The 23,227-nt window shown below is 27.8% G+C and carries 23 protein-coding genes; 2 read left to right on the top strand and 21 right to left on the bottom strand.

What is annotated here, in order from left to right:
• Positions 1-50 precede the first annotated feature (50 nt).
• The 20 genes from anfO to COL3_RS10825 all read right to left on the bottom strand — a co-directional run bounded on the left by anfO (position 51) and on the right by COL3_RS10825 (position 21,183).
• Complete coding sequence (anfO, locus tag COL3_RS10920; protein ID WP_008421547.1) at positions 51-707, bottom strand: Fe-only nitrogenase accessory protein AnfO; 657 nt, start codon at positions 705-707, stop codon at positions 51-53.
• A gap of 245 nt (positions 708-952) precedes the next feature.
• Positions 953-2,041 (bottom strand): PrsW family glutamic-type intramembrane protease, encoded by a 1,089-nt coding sequence (locus tag COL3_RS10915; protein WP_008421545.1) that lies wholly within the window; start codon positions 2,039-2,041, stop codon positions 953-955.
• Positions 2,042-2,126: 85 nt separating this feature from the next.
• Complete coding sequence (locus tag COL3_RS10910) at positions 2,127-4,094, bottom strand: ABC transporter ATP-binding protein/permease (RefSeq protein WP_008421543.1); 1,968 nt, start codon at positions 4,092-4,094, stop codon at positions 2,127-2,129.
• 289 nt (positions 4,095-4,383) lie between these two features.
• Entirely contained in the window at positions 4,384-5,814 is a 1,431-nt protein-coding gene (locus COL3_RS10905) for a lipopolysaccharide biosynthesis protein (protein WP_008421541.1), read from the bottom strand.
• 14 nt (positions 5,815-5,828) lie between these two features.
• Complete coding sequence (locus COL3_RS10900) at positions 5,829-7,010, bottom strand: glycosyltransferase family 4 protein (protein WP_008421539.1); 1,182 nt, start codon at positions 7,008-7,010, stop codon at positions 5,829-5,831.
• A gap of 62 nt (positions 7,011-7,072) precedes the next feature.
• Positions 7,073-8,041, bottom strand: a complete 969-nt coding sequence (locus COL3_RS10895) for a glycosyltransferase (protein ID WP_008421537.1) — start codon at positions 8,039-8,041, stop codon at positions 7,073-7,075.
• Between the two features lie 42 nt (positions 8,042-8,083).
• The gene (locus tag COL3_RS10890; protein WP_008421535.1) at positions 8,084-9,217 is read right to left on the bottom strand and encodes a glycosyltransferase family 1 protein; all 1,134 of its coding nucleotides are present in this window, start codon (positions 9,215-9,217) and stop codon (positions 8,084-8,086) included.
• A gap of 39 nt (positions 9,218-9,256) precedes the next feature.
• On the bottom strand, positions 9,257-10,483 hold the full coding sequence (locus COL3_RS10885) for a hypothetical protein (RefSeq protein ID WP_008421534.1): 1,227 nt from the start codon (positions 10,481-10,483) through the stop codon (positions 9,257-9,259).
• A 144-nt stretch (positions 10,484-10,627) separates the two neighbouring features.
• Entirely contained in the window at positions 10,628-11,182 is a 555-nt protein-coding gene (locus tag COL3_RS10880) for an acyltransferase (protein ID WP_008421531.1), read from the bottom strand.
• Positions 11,183-11,187: 5 nt separating this feature from the next.
• Positions 11,188-12,273 carry a glycosyltransferase gene (locus COL3_RS10875; RefSeq protein ID WP_008421529.1) on the bottom strand — a complete coding sequence of 362 codons (1,086 nt, stop codon included), beginning with the start codon at positions 12,271-12,273 and terminating at the stop codon, positions 11,188-11,190.
• Between the two features lie 140 nt (positions 12,274-12,413).
• Complete coding sequence (locus COL3_RS10870; protein WP_008421527.1) at positions 12,414-12,902, bottom strand: glycosyltransferase; 489 nt, start codon at positions 12,900-12,902, stop codon at positions 12,414-12,416.
• Positions 12,899-13,348, bottom strand: coding sequence for a UDP-N-acetylglucosamine--LPS N-acetylglucosamine transferase (locus COL3_RS10865; RefSeq protein WP_008421525.1), 450 nt, complete (start codon positions 13,346-13,348; stop codon positions 12,899-12,901). The genes COL3_RS10870 and COL3_RS10865 overlap by 4 nt, the downstream gene beginning before the upstream one ends.
• Before the next feature lie 27 nt (positions 13,349-13,375).
• Positions 13,376-14,728: a UDP-glucose/GDP-mannose dehydrogenase family protein gene (locus tag COL3_RS10860; RefSeq protein ID WP_035283027.1), complete on the bottom strand. Its 1,353-nt coding sequence runs from the start codon at positions 14,726-14,728 to the stop codon at positions 13,376-13,378.
• A gap of 22 nt (positions 14,729-14,750) precedes the next feature.
• Entirely contained in the window at positions 14,751-15,413 is a 663-nt protein-coding gene (locus COL3_RS10855; RefSeq protein WP_008421520.1) for an exopolysaccharide biosynthesis polyprenyl glycosylphosphotransferase, read from the bottom strand.
• Positions 15,414-15,762: 349 nt separating this feature from the next.
• Complete coding sequence (locus COL3_RS10850; protein WP_035283025.1) at positions 15,763-16,536, bottom strand: CpsB/CapC family capsule biosynthesis tyrosine phosphatase; 774 nt, start codon at positions 16,534-16,536, stop codon at positions 15,763-15,765.
• A gap of 58 nt (positions 16,537-16,594) precedes the next feature.
• A complete protein-coding gene (locus COL3_RS10845; protein ID WP_008421516.1) occupies positions 16,595-17,323 on the bottom strand; it encodes a CpsD/CapB family tyrosine-protein kinase in 729 nt (242 codons plus the stop codon).
• 73 nt (positions 17,324-17,396) lie between these two features.
• Positions 17,397-18,080, bottom strand: a complete 684-nt coding sequence (locus COL3_RS10840; RefSeq protein ID WP_008421514.1) for a Wzz/FepE/Etk N-terminal domain-containing protein — start codon at positions 18,078-18,080, stop codon at positions 17,397-17,399.
• A 189-nt stretch (positions 18,081-18,269) separates the two neighbouring features.
• Complete coding sequence (locus COL3_RS10835; protein ID WP_008421512.1) at positions 18,270-18,836, bottom strand: GNAT family N-acetyltransferase; 567 nt, start codon at positions 18,834-18,836, stop codon at positions 18,270-18,272.
• Between the two features lie 443 nt (positions 18,837-19,279).
• Positions 19,280-20,542, bottom strand: coding sequence for an FAD-dependent oxidoreductase (locus tag COL3_RS10830; RefSeq protein WP_008421510.1), 1,263 nt, complete (start codon positions 20,540-20,542; stop codon positions 19,280-19,282).
• Between the two features lie 125 nt (positions 20,543-20,667).
• Positions 20,668-21,183 carry a prolyl-tRNA synthetase associated domain-containing protein gene (locus COL3_RS10825; protein ID WP_008421508.1) on the bottom strand — a complete coding sequence of 172 codons (516 nt, stop codon included), beginning with the start codon at positions 21,181-21,183 and terminating at the stop codon, positions 20,668-20,670.
• A gap of 148 nt (positions 21,184-21,331) precedes the next feature.
• Between COL3_RS10825 and COL3_RS10820 the strand changes: the two genes are divergently transcribed.
• Together COL3_RS10820 and COL3_RS10815 are read left to right on the top strand one after the other, a co-directional pair.
• Entirely contained in the window at positions 21,332-21,766 is a 435-nt protein-coding gene (locus tag COL3_RS10820; protein WP_008421506.1) for a CBS domain-containing protein, read from the top strand.
• A 158-nt stretch (positions 21,767-21,924) separates the two neighbouring features.
• The gene (locus COL3_RS10815; RefSeq protein ID WP_008421503.1) at positions 21,925-22,110 is read left to right on the top strand and encodes a hypothetical protein; all 186 of its coding nucleotides are present in this window, start codon (positions 21,925-21,927) and stop codon (positions 22,108-22,110) included.
• Positions 22,111-22,152: 42 nt separating this feature from the next.
• Here the strand turns inward: COL3_RS10815 and COL3_RS10810 are convergent, their stop codons facing one another.
• Positions 22,153-23,226: a galactose ABC transporter substrate-binding protein gene (locus COL3_RS10810; protein ID WP_008421501.1), complete on the bottom strand. Its 1,074-nt coding sequence runs from the start codon at positions 23,224-23,226 to the stop codon at positions 22,153-22,155.
• Position 23,227 lies beyond the last annotated feature (1 nt).

Here is a 23,227-nt window from a genome sequence, read left to right as displayed (position 1 = left end):
CCTTTAATATTTTAATTAACCTTTACCTTAAAAATAGATATAGTATTATCTTAATTTTGCAACTTCTGATTTGTTTTACTTATAATTAATATATAATCATTTTGCCCAGTTCTTGAAAACTCATAATTTAAATTTAGCTTTTCTAATTCATCTTCTACCCAGTTTGGAATATGACTACAGGTTATTATTAATTCACTGAAATCCTTGTTATTTAAGAAAGGTTTTAACGCCTGCTTTGATGTAACTCCCGTATTGTGTTCCTGCAATTCTTTAAGGTTAAATATGTAACAACCATTTTCTCCAATTTCAGTTGGTTCAATACTTTGTTTTTTATCATTTTGCCTTGATGAGTTAATAAGTTTTATTTCTTCAGCCTCCTCTTCTTCTTTTTCTAATACATATTCAAGTATTTCACTTATAGCACCATCCATTTTCCATGTGCTAAATCCCATACTATCTAACATTAAATACGCTAAATCCGAAAATTCTTTTGCTATAAAAATTTTGCAGTTTTCTAGTGCCTCTGCAATATTTAAAGTATCTAAACGTATATCCTCCTTTTCCTTTGTGCTATTAAACTTAAAAGATATTTCCCTTACCACATTCCATTCTTCATAATTTTTAGAAAAAACCTTGATTATTCCTGCTTCTTTTAAATCAGTAATCTCGCCTAAATTATTCATATATACAGCAATTTCTCTCCTCATACAAACCTCCAATGCGCAGCTACAATTTTTATCCTTTTTGGAATTACAGATTATAAAGAATTATAAAAAAAATCTAATTCATATACTTTTACGTATAAAAATTAGACTTCGTAGTCAATATTTAAAATCGTTAAATCATCTCAACTTATATGTTTATTTAATTATAGTTTGTAGGCATTAATTTTTCAATATATTTTAGTCTATACTTCTTATTTTTTTAGCTTGTAATCTAATAGCTAACTATATTAAGCACTTAGACTTGAAATTTGTTTTAGTCCTGCACTAATTAGTATTAGGATAACAAGCCATGCCATTACTGTAAGTATTACTTGAATAAAAGGAAGCTCAGTACTATTACTTATGGGCATATCCCAGATTGCATGAAACATTACTGCTAAAATGAAATATTTAAGAAACTTATAATTTAGTATATATTTCATTCTTAACCTATTATCTTTTTTTACCATTACCAAAGCAGCTCCATACATAGCTGCCCATACAATATGACCTCCCAGTGCTAATACTCCTCTTGTATATATTATTTTCATCATTAAAGGAACCTGAAAACCATAAGCAAATGCATACCCGGCTGTTTCAAAAACTGCAAATCCAGCACCCACTGCTGCTCCTAGTAACAATCCATTTAAAATATATTTCTCTTTGCTTCCCTTTAAGAAATATGCTACAACAACAAACTTGGCAAATTCTTCAATAATTCCTACAATAATTGCCCCATAATAATCCAAGTTGCCAACAACAACTATACGGTCCAATATCATTGTTATAAGTAATGAAAATACACCTCCAAAAAAAAATATTTTAACTACATCAAAAATATTAATATTTCGCGGAGCATTTACTTCCCAAAAGAAAATGAGTAGAGAAAATGGAACAATTAGTGAACCTATAAAAATGGTTCCTGGGTATGCCAATACGTTTTCAAAAACTCTAAGTAAAGTGACTAGCACAAGAAAAGTTACTGTAAATAAGAAAAATACTCTTGAATATAACCAAGGTTTAGGCCACTTTGAACAAATCTCCCCTTCCTTTGGCGACGTTTGAGCCGTTCCACAGATAAAAGTATTTTCTCTTTCTTCTAATGTATGTTTTTTAAATACATTAACTATTAAATCTTTCAATTTTAACTTAATCCTTCCACTTCCACCGGCAGCTTTATTTAATTTGCTAAAAAAACTTTCCGAACCTTCACTACTTCTTTCTTCAAAATCGTAATTCTGATTATTACTGAGATTTGTTCCACACGAGCTGCAAAACCGTGAATTATTTGATAATTTTTCTTTACAATTTGGACAGTCTCTCATATTTTCTTCCATATCTTCATCCTCCTTAGTTCATACTTTATTTTTCCAAAAGCTTTGATTACCAATTTAATTTTTCGGATTAGTAACAAAAACCCTATTATTCCCTTCTTAAAGATTCAACTGGATCTAATCGTGCTGCTTTATTTGCAGGTAATAGCCCTGCTAATGTACTCATTATAATACTTACACCTATCCCAAAGATTCCATATAATCTCTTTATTAAAACCAAATTAACATTAAATAATTTATTGGACATAACATTTATACCTTTACCTACAAAATATGCACCAGCAATTCCTATTACCCCACTAAAGACTCCTATTAAAAAAGCTTCTGAAACAAAAATTCTTCGTATATCTTTTGCTCTTGCTCCTATTGCTTTAATTATTCCTATTTCTTTTGTTCTTTCTACAACACTTATATACATAACTACTATTATCATAATTGCTGATACTCCTAAAGAAATTGCAGCGATTCCTGATAATACGTATGTTAATATATCTATCATCCCATTAAACATGGATGTCATTAACTCTTGTGAAGATTCTGAATAACCAAGTTCTTTAATTTTTTCTTTTATTCCTGATGTATATTTACTACTATTTGTAATGACATAAACTACATTTGGCTTTAGCGTGTAATTATTATCTGAATATAATTTTTGTAAATCTGAATAATTCAAATAAACAGATCTCATTACTGCTGTCAAATCACCTCCTGAGGTAGTATAAATTCCACTCACAATAAAATCTCTACTTAATACTTTTGAATTTACAAGTATATGTAAACTAACTTTTTTTCCAACAATATCTTCACCAAGCTTATCGCTTATAGCTTTATTAACTAATATTTCTCCTTCTTTGGGCAAGGCTCCTTTTCCGATATTTGAAGGTGTTATATTTGATGATATTGTTGAAACCTGCATTAAATTATAACTTTTGTCATTGCAAATTATGGTATTGACCCCCATTGAAATTACAGTGTATCCCCTTTCTATAGACGATACATTTTGTATTTTAGATAAAGCATCAATGTCTTTTTCCTCAAAAGGCTTAGTTGAATTTACATCTGGTCTTTGTATTGTAGCAACATCTAAGTTAACATTTTCATTATCCTCACTTGGCATATTAACAGCTACAACCAAAGGGTTTACATAGCTGCTCATAGTTTTGTTAAAATAGTTTTTTATTCCATTACCAAATGATAACATTAGTATAATACTCATTATTCCAATACTGCTTCCTAAAGAAACCAATAAATTACGAGAGAATTTTTCCTTCATATTAATAAGTGCTAATTTTATTGATGAAAAAATATTCAAATTTTGTTTTTGTTTATTAATTTGAATTTGTCCTTCATCATTATTTATGTTATATGATTGTGATATTTCCCTATTATCAATAATTTCACCATCTTCTATTTTAATTATTCTACTTGAAGAGGATGCAACTTGTTCGGAATGAGTAACCATTATTACAAGTTTTCCTTTTTGTGCAATCTTCTTCATGATTTCTAAAACCTGCATAGTAGTTTTTGAGTCTAAACTACCTGTTGGTTCATCGGCAACAATTATTTCCGGGTTATTAATTAAGGCTCTTGCAATAGCAACTCTTTGCTTTTGTCCTCCTGACAATTGATTTGGCTTTTTATTAATATGTTTTTCCAAACCAAGTTCTGTTAGTATTTCTTTTGCACGTTTAATCTTTTCCTTTTTTCTAACATTCGATAGTGTCATTGCTATTGACACATTATCTAAAACAGATAGATGTCCTATTAAGTTAAAACTTTGAAATATAAATCCAACTTCATTTTTTCTGTATTTATCAAGTTCTTTTTTTCTTAGTTTTTTAATATTTCTGCCATTTACAAATATTTCTCCACTGTAATTTGAGTCTAAACCTCCAATTAGATTCATCAAGGTAGACTTACCACTTCCTGATTCACCAATGATAGATACTAATTCACCATTGTTTAGGGATATATTTATATGTTTTAATGCATAAAAATTTTCGCTGCCTTTTAATTTATAATACTTATTAATATCTTTTAGCTCTAGCAAACTCATTTATCTTAAACTCCTATCTTTAAATTTCACCTTTGACACATGAAAGAAAATAACAAGCCCCAAATGCCATGATTATTTTTCTTTTTAATTGTGCCTTAACCTTATAGATATTATGCCCAATAATTTATCTGCATATAGATATGAACAAAGACAAATATAAAGTTTTAAAGCTTAAAAAATGCTCTATTACTATACTTCATAATAATAGAGCACTCTAAATTATATTGATTTTATATATCTCAAAACTAGTTTTATTATTCAAGAAAACTAGAGTTACTTTCCAATGGTACTATTTTCTCAAAATAACTTTTTTTAATAGTTTATATTCTTGTGTAATATATAATCCTATAACATATGTAATAATTCCCAGAATTAATTTAAATACTGCACTTATTAATACATTATTTATGCCTATCTTGCTTGTAAGTATATATCCAATAATCATTAAAATACCAATAATGAATATATTCTTTAAATCCATTAAAAAAATAATAAAACTTCGTTCAAATACGTGGGTCAGTAATACATAAAAACATTGAAAAAAATTCAATATGAATGCTATAACCAGCCCTATAGATAATACTATTAAACTTTTACTTATAATGCCTATGATTATTGCACTTACTGTAAAAAAGGCTGATACTACGCCAGTAGAAAATAGCTTATTCACATATCCAGTAGCCTGAAAGATTGAGCCTATGCTTGATAATACCATTTGAATTACTATTGATATTGAAAGTATTCTAAAAATCGGTATTGATTCATCCCATTTTGGACCATAAACAATCCTAATTATCTCATAAGACGTAAAAAAACAATATACTGATACAAATATACCTAAATATGCAAGAATCTTAATCACCTTAATATAAGTTTCATAAATTACATCTTTTTCATTTTGATAATTTGATAAAACTGGGTGAAGCACAGGTGTAATTACGTTAGTTAAATTTTGTACTGGATAAAGCATAAGTTTATAGGATTTGTCATAACACCCTAGTGTAGATGCACCTAAATACTTACCTACTAATATGTTATCTAAATTTCTGGTAAAATAGTTTATGAAATTAAATAGGAATTGAAAGCTTGAATAATTTTTTATTTTTCTTATAGAATTATTTGAATATCCTTTTTCTATTCTAATTTTGCATGCTCTAAAGCATAACAAAAATATAAATATACTTTTTAAAATTGAATCGAAAACTAGTGAATAATAAGAAAAACCTTTAAATGCAAGTGTTATTGTAAAAATTCCAACAACTACATTAACAATAATATTAATTAATCCAACTTCTTTAAATTTTTGTTCCTTATACAATATTGCATTTGGAACAATTGTACAGATTGAAAAAAATACTGAAATAGATAATAATTCTCCTAATCTTACGTATATCCTGTCATTATAAAAAAAAGCTATAAAATAAGAAAAGAAATAAAATCCTATTGCAATAACAAAGGCGGCAATTACTGAAAATTTAAATACATCACATACTTCCTTTTCATCTAAGGCTTTATTTTGTATAATTGCTGGACCAATCCCCATATCTCCTAACATGTTAAAAAAAGAAATAAATACAGATATTACTGCAATAATTCCAAAATCAGATGGCAATAATAATCTCGCTAATACTGAATTAATAAGTAATTGTGCAAAAACATTGCTGTATTTAGCTATGAATGTAATTATTATTCCATTTTTTAGATTTGAATATTCTTTCATCTTTCCTCCATAGTTTATAATTTTTTTATAACTTCTTTCCATTGTTTAACAATATTGCTTGTTTTAAAATCTTTTGCTCTATGTATGCTCTCTATTGACATCATCTTTCTCTTACTATCATCTTTAATTAATTTTATAACTTCATGAGCAAATTGTGTATAATCATGTCCATCTACTAATACTCCATTTATGTTTGGTTTATTTATTATCTCTCTTGGACCTGAATTATTGAAAGCTACAACTGGTAATCCGCACTCCATTGCTTCCGTAATTGATAGACCAAAGCCTTCCCATCTAGAAGTTGAAACAAAAATACTTGAATCTAAATAATATTTTTTTACATCATCACTTTGCCCTATCAATATGACACTATTCTGAAGATTATATTTATTTATATTATCAATAAGAGCTTCTCTATCAGGTCCGTCTCCTACAATTTTTAGCTTCCATTCTTTATTTTCTTTATATATTATATTAAAGGCATCTATGAGTAAATCTAATCCTTTTTGCTCTTTCATTAAACGTCCAACAAATATAATATTTTTTTCATTACAGGAACACTTAATATTACATTCAAAGCTTAAAGGATTGTATATTACATCACAATCTATATTCAGTCTTTCTTTATATTTAGTTTTATCATCATTTGTTAGAACTATGTATTTATCAAGCTTTGGTATATATTTTCTAAATAATTCATTTTGTTTCCAATAATATCTATCTTTATTATTTAAATATGCATCATAAGAATTGTGCTGCCAGCCTATAGTTTTTGCATTTAACTTATTGGATATTTTCCCAAGAAGTAAGCTAAAGTAGCCTTCGACACCAATAACAACGTCATAATTCTGTTTATTTATATACTCTGCAAATTTATTTTGGATTTCATTTGGATAATATGCATATGTTAGTATATCCTCCATAACTGAATTATTTAAAATTCCTGTAATTAAATTAATTTCTTTAGAAATTTTACAAACTACTTTGTTTATAAAATTTTTATTTAAAAATTCTGTATTAAATTTTATATTTACATTATCACTTAAGTTATACATTTTCCTATTAATCTTAAAATTGTTGTCTGTACAAATTACATCTACTATATTATCCTTACTTAATTCACTAGCTAAAACAGAGACAACTCTTTGAACTCCTCCTAAGTTAAAAATTGTGTTGCTTATAAAACAAATCTTCATATTTTCTCCTTATTTTAAGATCCATAAAAGACAATAACAAGTCAAAATGCCAATATTACTACTTATCTATTTTTTATTTTCTTTAGTATTGGATATAAATTACTATTCCATAAAAATAATTTAATTTTATCTTCTTTACATATCTCACTCAGAAATAAAAATTCTCTATTTTTCACACTTAATTCATTATATTTACTATTCCTAAATGTTTTTAGGCTGTTTGATTCATCAGCATTAGTGTAATGAGCTATAAAATGTGACAGTACTTTAATTCTAAATATTTTTAAACTTTGCTGGTTTACTTTTATATTTTTATCTTTTATAAAATGTATTATGCTGCTCATCGCAAAGTAATAATCCTCTGCTAATTTCGCATTCTTCTTGTGAACTGTTGACGTTTCTCTTTGCCTATAATAATACAATGGCTTATCAATAAAACTTATTCCCTTACTATTATATATAGCTTTAAATACTGGAAATGCATCTTGAATATATCTGCCTGGTTCAAATTTAAATTCAATTTCTTTCAATAATTGTGTTCTAAACAATTTGTTCCATAACTGTCCTTGTAATTCGTAATTTAGCATCATATCTATAACATAATAGTTGTTATAGATTTTTCTTGCATCAATATCATAACTCTCGATGTAGTTTCTGCTATCATTTTTATTGTAATATACATAATATTCACTAATTACTATATCAACTTGTTTTGCTTCTGCTTCTTTTTGCATTTTTTCAAGCATATCGCATTCTAAAAAATCGTCAGGATCAATATACATTGTGTATTCTCCTTCTATATGATTAAATGCTGTATTTCTTGCAACAGAAACCCCTGCATTTTTTTGATGCAGTATAGTATAGTTTTCAAATTTATCTTCATATTCATTAACAATATTCATGGTATTATCACTTGAGCCATCATCAACAATTATTATCTGCAAATCTTTATAGGTTTGCATTAATATACTCTCTAAGCATTCCTTAATATAATCTCCAACATTATACACTGGAATAATAACACTTATCATATATTTATTCTCCTTAATGCACTAAATTATTCTTATAATAGATTATTTATTGATATATAAATCTTCCAATTTTTTTGATATTTGTCTCGCACTAAATCCAGAATCTATAATTTCTTTTGATGTATCTTTGCGGATATATCCGTCTTTGTACTTTAAAATGATTTCAGCCCACTCTTCACATGATTTACTTAAAGGTACTGATGCCCAGTAATCAGTAATTTTAACTTCATCACTTATAGTATCGGATGCAATGGTCATTAAACCTGAAGCTTGAACTTCTATTCCAACAACAGGCAATCCTTCAAAATGAGATGGAAAAACAAATATATCAGCAGCCTGCAGGATATTATGAATTTCATTAGAAAGACCGTAGAATATTACTTTATCCTGCAGCTTTAAGTTCTTAACTTTTTCTGTAATTTCTTCTTTTAATTCTCCTTCACCAACTAATAACAAAACTGAATCACTATATCGTTTAATAACAGAATTAAAAATATCAATTAAAAAATTATGATTTTTTTGATAACTAAAACGTCCTACATGAGCTATAACAAACTTTTCCTGAATATTAAGCTTCTTTCGGTATTTTTGTCTTATTTCTTCATTAAAAATAAACTTTTGTTCATCAATACCGTTATTTATTACCTGTGCTTTGGAAGCATTTATATCTGAGTCAGCAAACATCCATTCTGCAGCATTAGTTGAACATGCAAATTCATAGTTAACAGTATATTTCCAAAGATGCTTAATAATATTTTGCATTCCTAGATGTAAATAATATAATTTTTTATCCTTACTCATTCTGTCATTATGCGAATGCATTATTATTTTTGGAGTCTTGCATAGTTTAAAAACAACTGCTTCAAAAAAGCTTTTTGCACGATCTCCATGAATATGTACCACTTTATATTTTTTTTCTTTTTGTAACTTGTATAAGTCTATAAAGGATTTTATTCTTTTAATACCTTTATTTTGTTGCAAGCATATTATATTCCCCCCCATTTTTTCAACGCTTTCATCATAAAATTCTCTTTCATTTTTATTTCTATAAACTAAATAATCAAATTTAATTTTATCTAAATTTATGTTTCTGTTGATGTTTAATATAAAGGCTTGAATTCCCCCTGCCCCTAATGAGTCCACAACTTGAAGCACTCTTAATGTTTTAGTTTCCATAACAATCTTTCCTTCTGTATAAAAGTAAATTAATTCAATCTATTCAGTATTATTCATGACCTTCTGAGAATTATAGACTATATAATTATTTCCTAAATAGCCTGCAATAACCGCAAAACTAAAACAACCTGTTACATCCGTAAATATAGCCTCAGCAGTCGAAGCAATAAGAATATAAAGCAACAATAGAAAGGCAGCAGATTGAGTTATTTTATCATAATCATATCTATTTTGTAATGATTTAAATATGTATAAAAGTATTAGTAAAAAAGCAATTAATCCTAAAAATCCAAATTGTCCATAGATGTAGGGCCAGAAAGTATCTCCAATATAAGAATGAGAAGTTTCCTCTAATCCACTAACTACATTTATTCCATATTCAAAATATATTGGCGAATAATAATCACCAGATATTTCTGAAGCAAAGGTTCCAAAACCACTTCCAAAGGGAAAATATCTATTCGCTAACATAAATCCTACAATAAATAACGCCGGACGGGCTGCTGTAAGATAATATGAAGCATACTCCATTATCTTGTTATAGGTTGAGAAAATGCCTATTACAGCAAGAATTAAAATATAACGTATTTTTATATTTTTAGCATATTTCATTACTATTTTCATAAATAAGTAGCCTATAATAAATACGAATGCTTTATTTCTTAAAGAAAAAAACAATATAGATATTGTTTCAAAAACAATGAAATTATCAAATTTTTTTTTATCATCACTCAAAATAGTACATAGCATTATAACTACTGAAGATACCAAGTAAGTTGGATGTTCATATAAAAATTTATAACTCCTGATTCCATATCGCACATCCATTGACATTCCAATATCGTGAATTAAATTTATAATTAGAAAAATAAATATTACTGTTAAGTATATCCTCGACCTACTAGCAATTTTTCTAACTAATAAATCTTTATCTATATTATTTGATACAATTAATGTTCCAATGTAACAAACTACAAACTTACTTATAGCTAAAACATCTTTATAAATTGCGATCTTTTGCGGCTGAATATTATGCAAAAGATTTCCCATTATTCCAGCAAATAATAGAATAAAAAACAATAAAATAACTTTTATTTCACTAGAATATAATGAAATATGATTTTTTCTATTTGCTATAAAAATTATACTTGAAAGAATTAAAAAAACTGTGAATGATTCATCAATATAGTTTATTATAGGAACATGTGCAACCAAACAATTTTGAAAAATAAAAATATCAAATAATACGCTTAAAATAAAAAACATTATTTACTCCCTTCTGAATTATACATTTATACTTTTATATAACTAACCAAAAAAGGAAGTAATTATATGTTAAAGCATAAAATTAATTCTAGGATGCTTTATCTATAGTTTAACCATAATATTATGTTTTATTTGTATTATCTTTTATATGTCTTTTATAAATTTACATGGTACTCCACCATATACACCTTTACTAATTATATTTTTAGTAACAACTGAATTCGCAGCAATAACTACTTTATCTCCTATATTTACACCTCTTGTTATTGTACTATTGCACCCAACCCAAATATCATTTCCTATGATTATTTCTTTTGTGCTATACCCCTGCTGAATTATAGGTAAGTCATTATTCTTAAAATTATGGTCATGATCAAAAATTCCAACGTTAGGTCCAAACAAACAATTTTCTCCTATATTAATTTTTTTTAATGATACAATTTTATTATTGGTATTGAAAAATGTATTATCTCCCACATATATATTTCCTTTAATACACTCAAAGCTGCAATAATCATCAATATAAATATTATTTCCGAAATATAATGTATTTCCCTTACCGATTATTACCCTTACTCCTTTTCCTATATAAAGTGATTTAATCCCAGTAAATTTGAACTTTAGTTTACTTTTATATCTAAGTTTTAATACTACAATTCTTAATAAAGATTTAAAATATTTGATACTTTTTCCAATCATCTTTTTTATTTCACCTTGCCTAAAAGTTTCATATATATCTTTTCATGCAATTTAAAATATATTTCATTATTAAACTTAGTATTAAATGTTTCTATACAATTATCTTTCATTTTGCTATACTTTTCCTTTTCCTTATATAGTTGAAGTATCTTTTCTGTAAATCTGTCTACATCTTTAGTCTCTACTAAATAACCGTTATATCCATTTTCTATTTCTTCGTTGGTGCCGTCGATATTAGTAGCTATAACTGGGACACCTTGTGAAAAGGCTTCTAATGGTGTTAGAGGAAGTCCTTCTATATAAGAACATAAAAGTAATAAATCTATATATTTTAAGTGCTCAATTATATTATCTTTTGGTCCCAGCAAATATATGCACTTTTCTAATTTTTCTTTTTCAACAGTTTCTTTTATATTAGTAAACTCTGGTCCGTCCCCTATTAATAAAAATCTTATTTTTTCATTTTCTATACAGGTTTTTCTTGCTACTTCAACAAAATCATAAACTCCCTTATAATCTATGATTCTGCTGATTTGAGCTACAATAAAGTACCCTTCTTCTTTTAACTCTAAAAGTTTACTGTCTACTATTTTATTATTAGAAGTAGTTTCTATTGTATTGTAAATTGTAGTTATATATTTTTCCTCTAAACCAGCTTTTTCAATTAATATTCTTTTAGCAGCTTCACTTACCGTAATTATTTGTATATTTTTTAAAGATAAATTAGTTAATTCAAATTTATCTTCTATACATAGATGCTGAGTATGTATAATCTTAACTTTTGCAATTTTAGATACTATTTTTGCTAGCAAAGTTGTCATCCTATGATGACTATGTATTATTTCTATATTTTCTTTTTTGACAATTTTGTAAATAATATTCAAGTTATTTAATATGTCAAATGGACTTTTAGAGTCTGTATTTATAATATTATAGTGCCTAATATTCAATCTTTTTAACTCTTCAGTTAATTGCCCTCCCATGCTGGCAACTATAATTTTATTGTCCTTACTGAATACTTTAGAAAGTTGAACTATACATTTTTCAACTCCACCAAGTCCCATGCCTCGATTAATATATAATATATTCATTTTTCACTCTCCTTATAAAATCGTATAAAAAAATCATTAAACTAAAAGTATATTCTTAGTTTAATGATTTTTCTTAAAATTATTTACATATATTACATTCTTCATACTATTTTACTCTAAAGTAATTAGCGAGATAACTGTTACATTATCTCGCTAATTACTTTATCAAATTTTCTTATAAAATCATTATTTCCAGTATCATGGCTGTTACATTTATTAGACAATTCTTTATAATTACTTAATATACCATCTAAATCTTCAATATCATATACTCCAATAACCTTTGAATTTTCTTCTAATCTTTTTGTAAAAAGTATTTGATGATCATCTACATGCTCATCAAACTCTGGATTTCTTGGTACCACAATTGGAGTTTTATTGTATTGAAGTGGATGAAAAATGCTTCCTGGACCTCCATGAGTTATTATTATATCACTTGCCTTTATCCATTCATCCATTTCATCATACCCAATCATTTTTTTGCACTGATAATTTTTAGGTACGTAATCACTGTATCCATTTTGAGCAAATACTTCTTCTTTAATATGCCCGCTTTCAATTAATTTATCTAGCTTAATGAATAGTCTATCCATTCCTTGTTCATGAGTACCAACAGTTACAAATATCAAAATAATCCCTCCAATACTCTTCCTCTTGGATAAAATTTCTTTTGTTCTTCCCACTGTAATATAAATAAGTCACTTATAGGATAAACTATTTTACCAGTTATTGTTGGTTTTTCTATTCTGTCATATACCTCAATATAAACTACCTTTGATCCAAAAAACTTTCCTAAGTAAAAGAACGGAATAGCTGGCGCAGCACCAGTACTAACGATTAAATCTGGTTTTTCTTTAAGCAATATCTTTATAGCTAAAAATGTGTTTTTAATTAAATTTTTTATATTTCTGTTAGTAGGGAAGTAACACCAATATTTTTTTTCATCTTTTAATATTGATTTTGAGTCCTCTTTTTCAAAAGTAACCCAAAACCTTTCCTTATCCTTCCACCACTCTTTTAACTGAATTAAATGAGTTAAGTGGCCTCCACTTGATGTTATAAAACATACTTTCATCCTAATCCTCCTAACCCGTTAAAGTTTTTATATTACCATCGCTGCTTTTATCTTCTTTGCAGCATTTTTTTCATAATTTAATACAGCTTTTCTTCCAATTGAGTAGTAATCTATTTCTTTAGCTTTAGCTTCTTTTACTTTGTAACAATTTCTACCATCAAATATAATTGGAGAGTACATTAAATCCTCATATACGCCTAAATCTAAAGATTTAATTTCATTCCATTCTGTAAATATAAATGCCATATCCGCATCTTTTAAGGTTTCTTCAAGAGTATTTGCATATGTTATTTCATTTGGATATAACTTTTTGAAGTTATTAACACCTACTGGATCATATGCAACTATTTCTGCACCTTCATCTAATAATCTTCTTACATTTGGTATTGATGGGGCTTCTCTTAAATCATCAGTCCCTGGTTTAAAGGTTAATCCAAGTACTGCTACTTTTAATCCCTTTAGGCTTCCGAATCTGTTTTTAGCTTGTCTAAATAGCTTATATTTTTGATTTTCATTAACTTCAATTGTCGCTTTAATTGTTTTTAATTCATATCCATTATCATTGGCAAGCCAATGAAGTGCTTTAGTATCTTTAGGGAAACATGATCCACCATATCCTATTCCTGCATTTAAGAACTTATCTCCTATTCTTGGATCAAAGCTCATTCCTTTAGCTACATCCTCAATATCTGCTCCAACCATTTCACAGAAATTTGCTATTTCATTCATAAATGATATTTTAAGAGCTAAGAAATCATTTGAAGCATACTTAACCATTTCTGCACTTCTTCTATTAGTTGCAACTATTGGCTGATTATATCCTTCGTATACTTTTCTTAAAAGATCTTCTGCTCTTTTAGATTCAACTCCAATTACTATTCTTTTAGCATATAAAGTATCAACAACAGCTGTACCTTGGGCTAAGAATTCTGGATTTGAAGCCACTTCTACAAGAACATTATTCTTAATATTTTCTTTTAAATATTCTTCAATTTTATCATTTGTTCCTATTGGAACTGTTGATTTAACAACTACCAAGCAGTCTTTTTCAATATTATCTGCAATTTGTTTACATACATTAAATACATAATCTAAATTAGCTGATCCATCTTCTCTCTCAGGAGTGCCAACCCCTATGAAAATTATATCAGCATCTTTATAAGCATTTTTATAGTCTATTGTAAAATCCAATCTACCTTCATCGTGATTTCTTTTTAACAATTCATCTAAACCTGGTTCATATATAGGTGAGATTCCTTGCTTCATCATTTCAACTTTATTCTTATCTATATCAACACAAGTTACATTATGTCCTATTTCTGAAAGACATGCTCCTGTAACCAATCCAACGTATCCTGTTCCTGCAACTACTATTTTCATATTCATATTTATACCTCTCATTCTATCTCGCATGTTTGTCTCCAAAAAGTACAAAAAATGTTTTAAAAATAAGTTTAATATCTGTTAAAATACATCGATTATGTACATATTCAATGTCTAATCTCATCCAATCTTCAAAATCAATATCATTTCTTCCTGATACCTGCCAGTAGCATGTTAATCCTGGCTTAACTTCTAACCTAGTCATCATCCAGTCATCGAACTTCATAACTTCCTTTGGAAGTGATGGTCTAGGTCCAACTAAACTCATTTCACCTTTTAGTACATTAAACAATTGTGGGAGTTCATCTATACTTGTCTTTCTTATGAATCTACCAACTCTAGTTACTCTCGGATCATTCTTCATTTTAAACATTGGTCCGCTCATCTCATTTTTATCGTGTAGTTTTTCTTTTAATTCTTCTGCATTAATAATCATTGACCTAAACTTGAACATTTTAAAACCTTCTCCGTTCTTCCCAATTCTTTCTTGAGAGAAAAATACAGGCCCTTTTGATTCAAGTTTGATTAAAACTCCAATAATAATAAATATTGGAAGTAAGATTATTAATCCAGTTAGCGAACAAAGAATGTCCATAGTCCTTTTTAAAAAGTAATACTCCATCTTAGGTTCTGTTCTATCTTGGAAGATAGCTTCCCCCTTCTTAATTTCTAGTTGCTGCACTTTATCACCGCCCTATGAAAATTTATTAATAATTAAGTCTTACAGTTTCCTACAACTATTAGCGTTAGTAAGTCATACTGATCTTAATTATTTCTATGTTAAGATGAGCTTTGTTCGACAATTTGTTTCGTTTTTCTACACCTTCTACAACCTATATTACACTGGAAACAATATAATTTTCAACACACAATAAACGCTATATTAAGCAATCATAAGGATAGTTGCTAATATAGCGTTTTGAAACAAATTTTTATTTAATTTACTTTATTATGGTATACTTTTTTTAAAACAATTATTAAATCTACTTTATTTATTAAATTTAAAGTTCTTATATTATCTCAAAATTCCGTCAAATTTTTAAAAATGAAAAGAATGATTTTTTAGGCTTAACTTTTTTACCAATAAACTTTACCACATTATCTTCTAAGAGGTCTTCAGAACTTTTTTCAAATATATGTTTGTTTAGACTCTCTTTATCTTCTCTATTTAATATATTAATAGCTTTTTGTATTCCTGTAGTTCTATTCTCTATATCATGAGCATCTGATCCAATGAAATTATAAATATTATTTTCTAAAAAGATTTTGGCGGTTTTTCTAACACTTTCTCCAAACTTGCCTTCTATGCTGCCAGCATTCATTTGAAATAAAAATCCTGCATCAATAAAATCATTAATAACGGCGGTATTTTCTCTAATTGGTTTATATCTTTCGGGATGCGCTATTATTGGAATAATGTTTCTAATCTGCAATTCATAAATTATATCAAAAATATTTTTTTCAATTTCATGCATAGAAAATTCAATAAGCATATACCTAGAATCATTTATTGTACCTATGTTTCCTTCCAAAAAGTTATTTATTATATTTTCATTAAAATAAACTTCCTGTCCACTATAGATTTTTAAATTAATTCCTTCTTTTTCAGCAGCTAAATTCACCTCATTAACCAAGGATTTAACTTCGCTGATTGTAGCGTCCCCGTAATCTAATAAATAATGTGGTGTAGCCACTATTTCTTTAGTTCCTTTTTCCTGCGCATTTCGTAACATTTCCAATGTCATTTCCATACTCTTCGAACCATCATCAATATTTGGTAATATATGCGAATGAATATCTAGTATCATTAAATCACCCACCAATTTAAGTTATAAGTTATAAGTTTTTTAATCGAATTTTCTTTCATTTTTCATCTTCATTATTTCCGTAATAATAAGAATATTTTCCTCTAGTGTTTTCTACTGCATGCAATACGGTCCCTATTATATTAGCTCCAACTTTATCTAAAAGATTCTTTGCATCAATTACCGCATCTCTTTTTGTCACAGCTGCTCTTACAACTAAAATAGTACCATCAACTTTGGTGGAAAGTATTTGAGCATCTGTAACTGCCCTAAGGGGTGCAGTATCTAATATTACTATATCATATTCTTCTTTTAGCGTTTTTATTAATTTTGTCATGGCAGATGAAGCAAGCATTTCTGATGGATTGGGCGGTATTTTTCCTGAAGTTAAAAAATAAAGATTTTCATTCCGCCTTTGAATAGCATCTTCAAGAGATGCTTTTCCAATAAGAACTTCTGAAACACCTACTAAATTAGAAGTTTTAAAATTTTTATGTACTGATGGCTTTCTTAAATCACAATCAACTAAAATAACTTTTTTATCATTTTGGACAAAAGATAATGCAATATTTCCTGCTACTGTAGATTTACCTTCTGCCATTTCAGCACTAGTAATAACTATGGTTTTAATTTCTTTATCAAAAGAAGAATATTGTATATTAGTTCTCAAAGTTCTATAAGCTTCTGCAACTATTGACTTTGGCTTATCTTCCATTATAAAACCTGCATGTATCCTACTATCAACTTGATTATTTTCTTTTTTTTTGATTTTCTCTAATAACAACATACTCTCACGCCCTTCTAAGATTTAATGAAAATAGAAATCAAATTAGTTTGATTCCCAACATTCTCTTAACTGTCTACTTATTTCCATCAGGAATTGTTCCTAAGACAGGTATACCTAAAAGTTCTTCAATTTGCTCTCTAGTCTTAAATGTATTATCCATAAATTCTAGTAAAAAACTCAATCCTATACTGCCTATTAAACCAACTAAGAAAGCAATACCTATATATAATTTTTTATTGGGACTGATAGGGTTTTCCGGTACCTTCACACTTTCAATTACTCTCACATTTCCATTAGGTATTATTTCTTTAGATGTTCTAATAAATTCATTCGTCACCGCACTTACTACATCGCTTGCCAATGCTTTATTGGCACTTATATAGCTTATTTCTAAAATTTGAGTATCTGTTCTTGGATTCACACTTAATGTATTAAGTACATTTTCTGACTTTAAATCTAAATTACTTGAGTTAATTGCTCTTTGAATTAAGTCATTAGTTTGAATTATTTCCGCATAAGTTTTTATAAGCTTTTGATACATTTGTACATCATTAGTATTATAACTTTGTTCTTGCCCCTGATTATTTAATTCTTTTCCTATAAATACTTTAGTAGCTGCTACATATTTAGGCGGAATAATAACAAAACTGACAAATGCAGAAAGTATTGTTGCAATTATTGTTAAACAAATTATCATTTTTCTTCTTTTTATTATTACATCTAATAAATCATCAATTTTAATAATTCCGTTATTCATAATTTTAAATTCTCCATCACAAATATATTTTATTTAGAACAAGTATAGTTTTACTAATTTACCTGTCTTTCATTCATTTTTTATTTAATGATTTTTATGAAATAGTTAATTAGAGCCGTATTAATAAGAATAGTGAATTAATACGGCTCTATCATATTCAATATATTTTAAATCTGCTAATTCAGTAAGTTATTTTAAATAACTTATTTCAACATATTTTGAAAAATAGTTGCTTGGAATAATTTCTTTATATATAGTTTGGACTGCTTCATAGACATCTGAATCTTCTAATGGAATATTACATAGACACATAATTGAATACTCAACATTAAATAATATACTCAAAATGTTTGTCATATTCATTCCATTTTTCTTATAAAACTCTATTCTTCTTCGCCTGACTAATCTTTCTGCTTCACTTGGAGCATATTCAAGGCTCTCGACTTCTACTATAATTCCATTATAGCTTTTACTAATGTTCTTTAACATACCTAAAAACTTACTTCCTATACCTTTACTTCTATATTGTTCACATACAGCATAATAGTCAATTAATAAATATGATTTTGAAGTAACTAAACACGCATAAGCTACTAATTCGCTATTATCATACAAACCATAACATATGTATTTTTTTCTTTTAATTAGCTTTATTATTGAAGAAAGAGGCTTTAATTCCCCTTGGGGAAAATCTGTTATCATATGTTTATAATAAATATTTTCAATTTCTTCATTACTTAATTGCTTTAAATCCATTAATATTCATCCTATCTCTTCTATAGTAATTTAATTATCTAACTGTTTTATTATATCACAGATATTTATTATCCTTTTTGTTGCACTTATAAATTCATAAGAAATTGCTACAATAAATGCATTCTCTATAATTTTATGGATATAATTCCTTTAAATTTATATTGCTTAAATTACCTGTGAATATAGCAGTAAATTTCTTGTATTAACAACTAATAATTAGAATATCTCCATTTAAATTTTATATACTATTAATGAAATATAAAATATAAGTGACTTTTTTATTTAACCAATTCCAATTTATATTAGCCCTCTATCGCCTAGGAGGGCTTTTACTTTATCATTTCATTCTAAAGTTAATCTAATTAATTATCTATAAAATTTAATGGCCGAAATATAGATATATTCTAAATTTCAGCCATATGCGCAAATAATACAAAATTCTGCTATGAAAAAATATTCAATAAATTCAAACTTGAAACCTTTGATTTTATTTTATCCTTGTTAGTAATATATAATCCTAAACTCTTCATTCTTTCGAAATAATCTGCACCTGAAAATGTATGTCTTTCACTCATATTGCCTTCCTTTAACTTATCATTTGCATATGCAATAATATCACCAATGGATAACTCTCTTGGTAGTTCTAATAATTTTTTCTTCTTTAAATATTGAACTGCATTGTATCCAGCTAGAGTTCCCGTAGCCATTGCTTCAGTGTGACCTACAAAAAATCCTGACTTCTCACCTCCACAAAATAGATTTTCTATTCCATCTACCTTCATTTCATTACTTCTAGGTGCTGCTCCTAAGTATCTAATTGAATTACCATTACTTCCTGCTAGTGGATCAACATATATTACATTTTCTAGCCCTTTAATTTTTCTTAACTTATCTATTGGATAATGTGAAGTCATAAGTTTTATTCGTCCAGTATCTAACAAAATAATATTTTCACCAAATTCTAAGGTTGCATATTGTTGACATACCTTTTGCTCTAATTTTTCCAAGTGAATATCTTCTTTGGGTATTGGTATTACCACCACTCCACTTTTATCCAAATCATTTAATATTTCATTAGATAGAGATTCTCTGGGAAATTCACATGAACCACTCATTGCACCCTTTATTCCATTTGCTCTTTCACCTGATAAGTCATTTACTCCTGCTTTATTACTTATACTTACTCTGGCACCAAAACTAGGACACCTTAGCGTGCACATTACGCACCCATTACCATATTTTACACAGTTAGGCATTGATCCCGTTGAGCCTGTAGTTTCTATAAATACATCCCCTGTTATGGTTTTTTTATTTGATAATGCTACCGATTCAATTTTATTTCCTTCCTTTACGACGTCTGTCACCCTACTTTGGAAAAAAATTCTTATTCCTTTATTTATCAAAAGCCTTCTAACAATAGGTTCTGCTCTTCCAACATCACATAAATAAGCATGTTTATGTCCAGGAAAATCTACATTTTTATGAATAGCTATAGAATCCATTATCTCAATAAATTCTCCAGCACCAAGATTTATCAGTTCTTCTGCAGCAGTAAACCTTCCATTATTTCTCATAATGCCGCCTACATTTCCAACTCCGAGTAATAAATCAGTTCTTTCATATAACTCGACTTCTGCCCCTTGTTTTACTGCCTCTAGTGCGGCTGAACAACCTGCCCATCCTCCGCCTATAACTATTACTTTCATTTAATTCTCCTTTAAATTATAGCTTCCTCATTATATATTATATTCAATTACTTATTTTAAGTTCACCATCATAAACTTATTCTTAGAGAAAATGTAATTAAAAGAGAAATGGTTCAATGCTTATTTTATATTTTAACTATATTCACCATATTACCTCGATATTTCAAAAATTTATTCAAACCTTCATAGGATACTGTAATAGTTGCAGTATTAATATTAGGATGAAAGTTAATTTTATCTAATCCTACTAAATCACTATCTAATAATACTACTACTTCGCTATTTAAATCATTAATCAGACCAAAAGGTGTTACAGACCCAGGCTTTAAAACAAGGTATTCATGTAAAACTTCGTCGCTTGCAAAGGATAACCTTGTGCTTCCTATCTCCCTTGCCAATCGCTTAAGATCAGCTTTTTTACTATCTTTTATAATAAGAAGATAATGTACATCCCCTTTACTATTTCTCAAAAAAAGATTTTTGCAATATATCCCATCAAATTTTATAGCTAAATTATCAATATCATCAATAGTAAAAACTTCTTTATGCTTATATAATTTGAAATCAATATCTAACTCATTTAAAAGCCTTGACACCTTCTCTATAACTTCATCAGAAGAATCACTCATTATTTCGCACATTAGTATACACCTTTTTCCTAAATAGTTATTCTTATATACATTATATCAAAATATAGATTTATCAATATACTATTTTATATTTTTATACCAAAATTTTTAATAATAAAATGTTCATCCATTGGGAAATATATTTTAGGAGGTGGATATAATGCAAATAAAAGATGTAATGTCAAAAGATATAGTAAATTTAAATTCAGCAGATTCTATTGAAAGAGCTGCTCAAATGATGAGACAATTTGATGTAGGTTCAATACCTGTATGTGATGATTCCGGAAAATTAGTTGGAATAATTACAGATAGGGATATTACTTTAAATGCTGTAGCATCTGGTGCTAATGCAAGTCAACAAAAAATTTGTGATTTTATGACTTCAAATCCTGTGACAGGAAGTCCAGATATGGATGTTCATGAAGCTGTAAGATTAATGAGCAGGCACCAAGTAAGAAGATTACCTATTGTTGATAATAACAATCTTGTTGGTATAGTTGCACTAGGAGATATTTCACAAGAGCCTAACTTACAAGATAATGCTGAAGTTGCACTAAAAAATATATCAGAGCCTGGAACTAATAATCACATTTAATTATTAAACATAAAAACCATGCATATTAATCAAATTAATTTTTACTTATGCGTGGTTTTTATGCATAAACTGCGTGCATCCATTAAAACTCTGCACAAAATTAATTTTATGTAAATACCGGCAAATTCAAATTCATTAAATTTTGAGGAGAAATCATTATGATTGATAATAAAAAAGAAATAAACAAAGAACTAGGAAAGACTGAAGAAGTTAATGAATTTCAAGAAGATTTAACTAAGAATATTGATACCATATTAGCCTATGGTCCGTATAAATTAGGGTTAGCTAATATAGATAGAGAAAATTCTGCAGAAAAAAGAATAAAGGAGGACTTGAAAAAATAGAAAAGCTAATCTTATGACCTCAGTATCATAAGATTAGCTTTTCTATTTAGCAAAATTAATTGTATCCGATACTCCTGGATACTCATAATATGGCAATCGCACCACAATACCTGTTTCATCGAATTTAAATTTTGTATTGGCAAGTGGTGATTCACCTGATACCATATTAATGGATGCATTGTAAAAAACTTCAGCTTTATCTCGAGGATCTTGAATAACTGTGCCAGCCATAAAACCATTTTTAATAAACTCTTTAGCTTCTGTTATTCCATCAATTCCAACAACAGGGATAGTTTTTGCTTTGTCACCTTTATTATATCCATATTTTTGTAAAGTTTTTATAGCTCCAATTGCCATAGCATCATTATTGGCTATTATTGCTTCAATTTTGTTACCAAAATTTAAAAACTGTAATCCCATGGAATTTTCAGCACATTCTTCTTTCCAGTCACAATAAGTTAATGAAAGCTGCTGTGTTTTTATACCTGCTTGATTAAGGGTTGATATAACATCTTTTGTTCTTGCAATAGCTTCTGGACTGTCAGGATCACCATGAAACATAATATATTGCAAAATATTATCTTTATTCTTATCCATTGATTCCTTATTTGATTCCCATAAATTTATAAGAATTTTTCCCTGCAATAAACCAGCTTGTTTAGTATCTGTAGCTACAAAAATTGCCCGTTTATAAGTTCTAACATAATTTAATAATTCTTGATTTGGATCAGCATATATAATTAATGGAATATTCTTTTCAAAAACTTTATTAAGAATTCCTTGTATTGTATTTAATTCTTGATCTACTAGATTAACTATTAGTGCATCAAAATGGCTGCTAAGTGCATTATCTATACTTTCATTTTGAGTATATTGATTTCCCTTAGCATCAAAAAAAGTAAATTCAACTTTATTTCCTTTTTCTTTTTCAATGTTCATTAAACTTTCTTTAATCATTGAAAAAAATGGATCATTTAAATCATATAGAAATACTCCAACCCTAATTGGAGCATTTCCATTATCTTTTATTTCTGCACGCGCAGCACCTTGTAGAATATTTATAAGTAAAGTAATTACTATCACTTTAAGTAATAATCTTTTTCTTAGCACTTTCATT

This window comes from Clostridium sp. LS (genome assembly GCF_002760435.1).
In the GTDB taxonomy this organism is placed as follows: domain Bacteria; phylum Bacillota; class Clostridia; order Clostridiales; family Clostridiaceae; genus Clostridium.
This window is presented reverse-complemented; position numbering and strand designations above follow the sequence as displayed.

Excerpts from the sequence above, each read along its gene's own strand:
- COL3_RS10820 (WP_008421506.1), top strand. The coding sequence starts at position 21,332 with ATGCAAATAAAAGATGTAATGTCAAAAGATATAGTAAATTTAAATTCA.
- COL3_RS10825 (WP_008421508.1), bottom strand. The coding sequence starts at position 21,183 with ATGTGCGAAATAATGAGTGATTCTTCTGATGAAGTTATAGAGAAGGTG.
- COL3_RS10845 (WP_008421516.1), bottom strand. The coding sequence starts at position 17,323 with ATGTTGTTATTAGAGAAAATCAAAAAAAAAGAAAATAATCAAGTTGAT.
- COL3_RS10880 (WP_008421531.1), bottom strand. The coding sequence starts at position 11,182 with ATGATTGGAAAAAGTATCAAATATTTTAAATCTTTATTAAGAATTGTA.
- COL3_RS10830 (WP_008421510.1), bottom strand. The coding sequence starts at position 20,542 with ATGAAAGTAATAGTTATAGGCGGAGGATGGGCAGGTTGTTCAGCCGCA.
- COL3_RS10810 (WP_008421501.1), bottom strand. The coding sequence starts at position 23,226 with ATGAAAGTGCTAAGAAAAAGATTATTACTTAAAGTGATAGTAATTACT.
- COL3_RS10865 (WP_008421525.1), bottom strand. The coding sequence starts at position 13,348 with ATGAAAGTATGTTTTATAACATCAAGTGGAGGCCACTTAACTCATTTA.
- COL3_RS10885 (WP_008421534.1), bottom strand. The coding sequence starts at position 10,483 with ATGTTTTTTATTTTAAGCGTATTATTTGATATTTTTATTTTTCAAAAT.
- anfO (WP_008421547.1), bottom strand. The coding sequence starts at position 707 with ATGAGGAGAGAAATTGCTGTATATATGAATAATTTAGGCGAGATTACT.
- COL3_RS10905 (WP_008421541.1), bottom strand. The coding sequence starts at position 5,814 with ATGAAAGAATATTCAAATCTAAAAAATGGAATAATAATTACATTCATA.
- COL3_RS10910 (WP_008421543.1), bottom strand. The coding sequence starts at position 4,094 with ATGAGTTTGCTAGAGCTAAAAGATATTAATAAGTATTATAAATTAAAA.
- COL3_RS10900 (WP_008421539.1), bottom strand. The coding sequence starts at position 7,010 with ATGAAGATTTGTTTTATAAGCAACACAATTTTTAACTTAGGAGGAGTT.
- COL3_RS10890 (WP_008421535.1), bottom strand. The coding sequence starts at position 9,217 with ATGGAAACTAAAACATTAAGAGTGCTTCAAGTTGTGGACTCATTAGGG.
- COL3_RS10895 (WP_008421537.1), bottom strand. The coding sequence starts at position 8,041 with ATGATAAGTGTTATTATTCCAGTGTATAATGTTGGAGATTATATTAAG.
- COL3_RS10815 (WP_008421503.1), top strand. The coding sequence starts at position 21,925 with ATGATTGATAATAAAAAAGAAATAAACAAAGAACTAGGAAAGACTGAA.
- COL3_RS10835 (WP_008421512.1), bottom strand. The coding sequence starts at position 18,836 with ATGGATTTAAAGCAATTAAGTAATGAAGAAATTGAAAATATTTATTAT.
- COL3_RS10860 (WP_035283027.1), bottom strand. The coding sequence starts at position 14,728 with ATGAAAATAGTAGTTGCAGGAACAGGATACGTTGGATTGGTTACAGGA.
- COL3_RS10875 (WP_008421529.1), bottom strand. The coding sequence starts at position 12,273 with ATGAATATATTATATATTAATCGAGGCATGGGACTTGGTGGAGTTGAA.
- COL3_RS10915 (WP_008421545.1), bottom strand. The coding sequence starts at position 2,041 with ATGGAAGAAAATATGAGAGACTGTCCAAATTGTAAAGAAAAATTATCA.
- COL3_RS10840 (WP_008421514.1), bottom strand. The coding sequence starts at position 18,080 with ATGAATAACGGAATTATTAAAATTGATGATTTATTAGATGTAATAATA.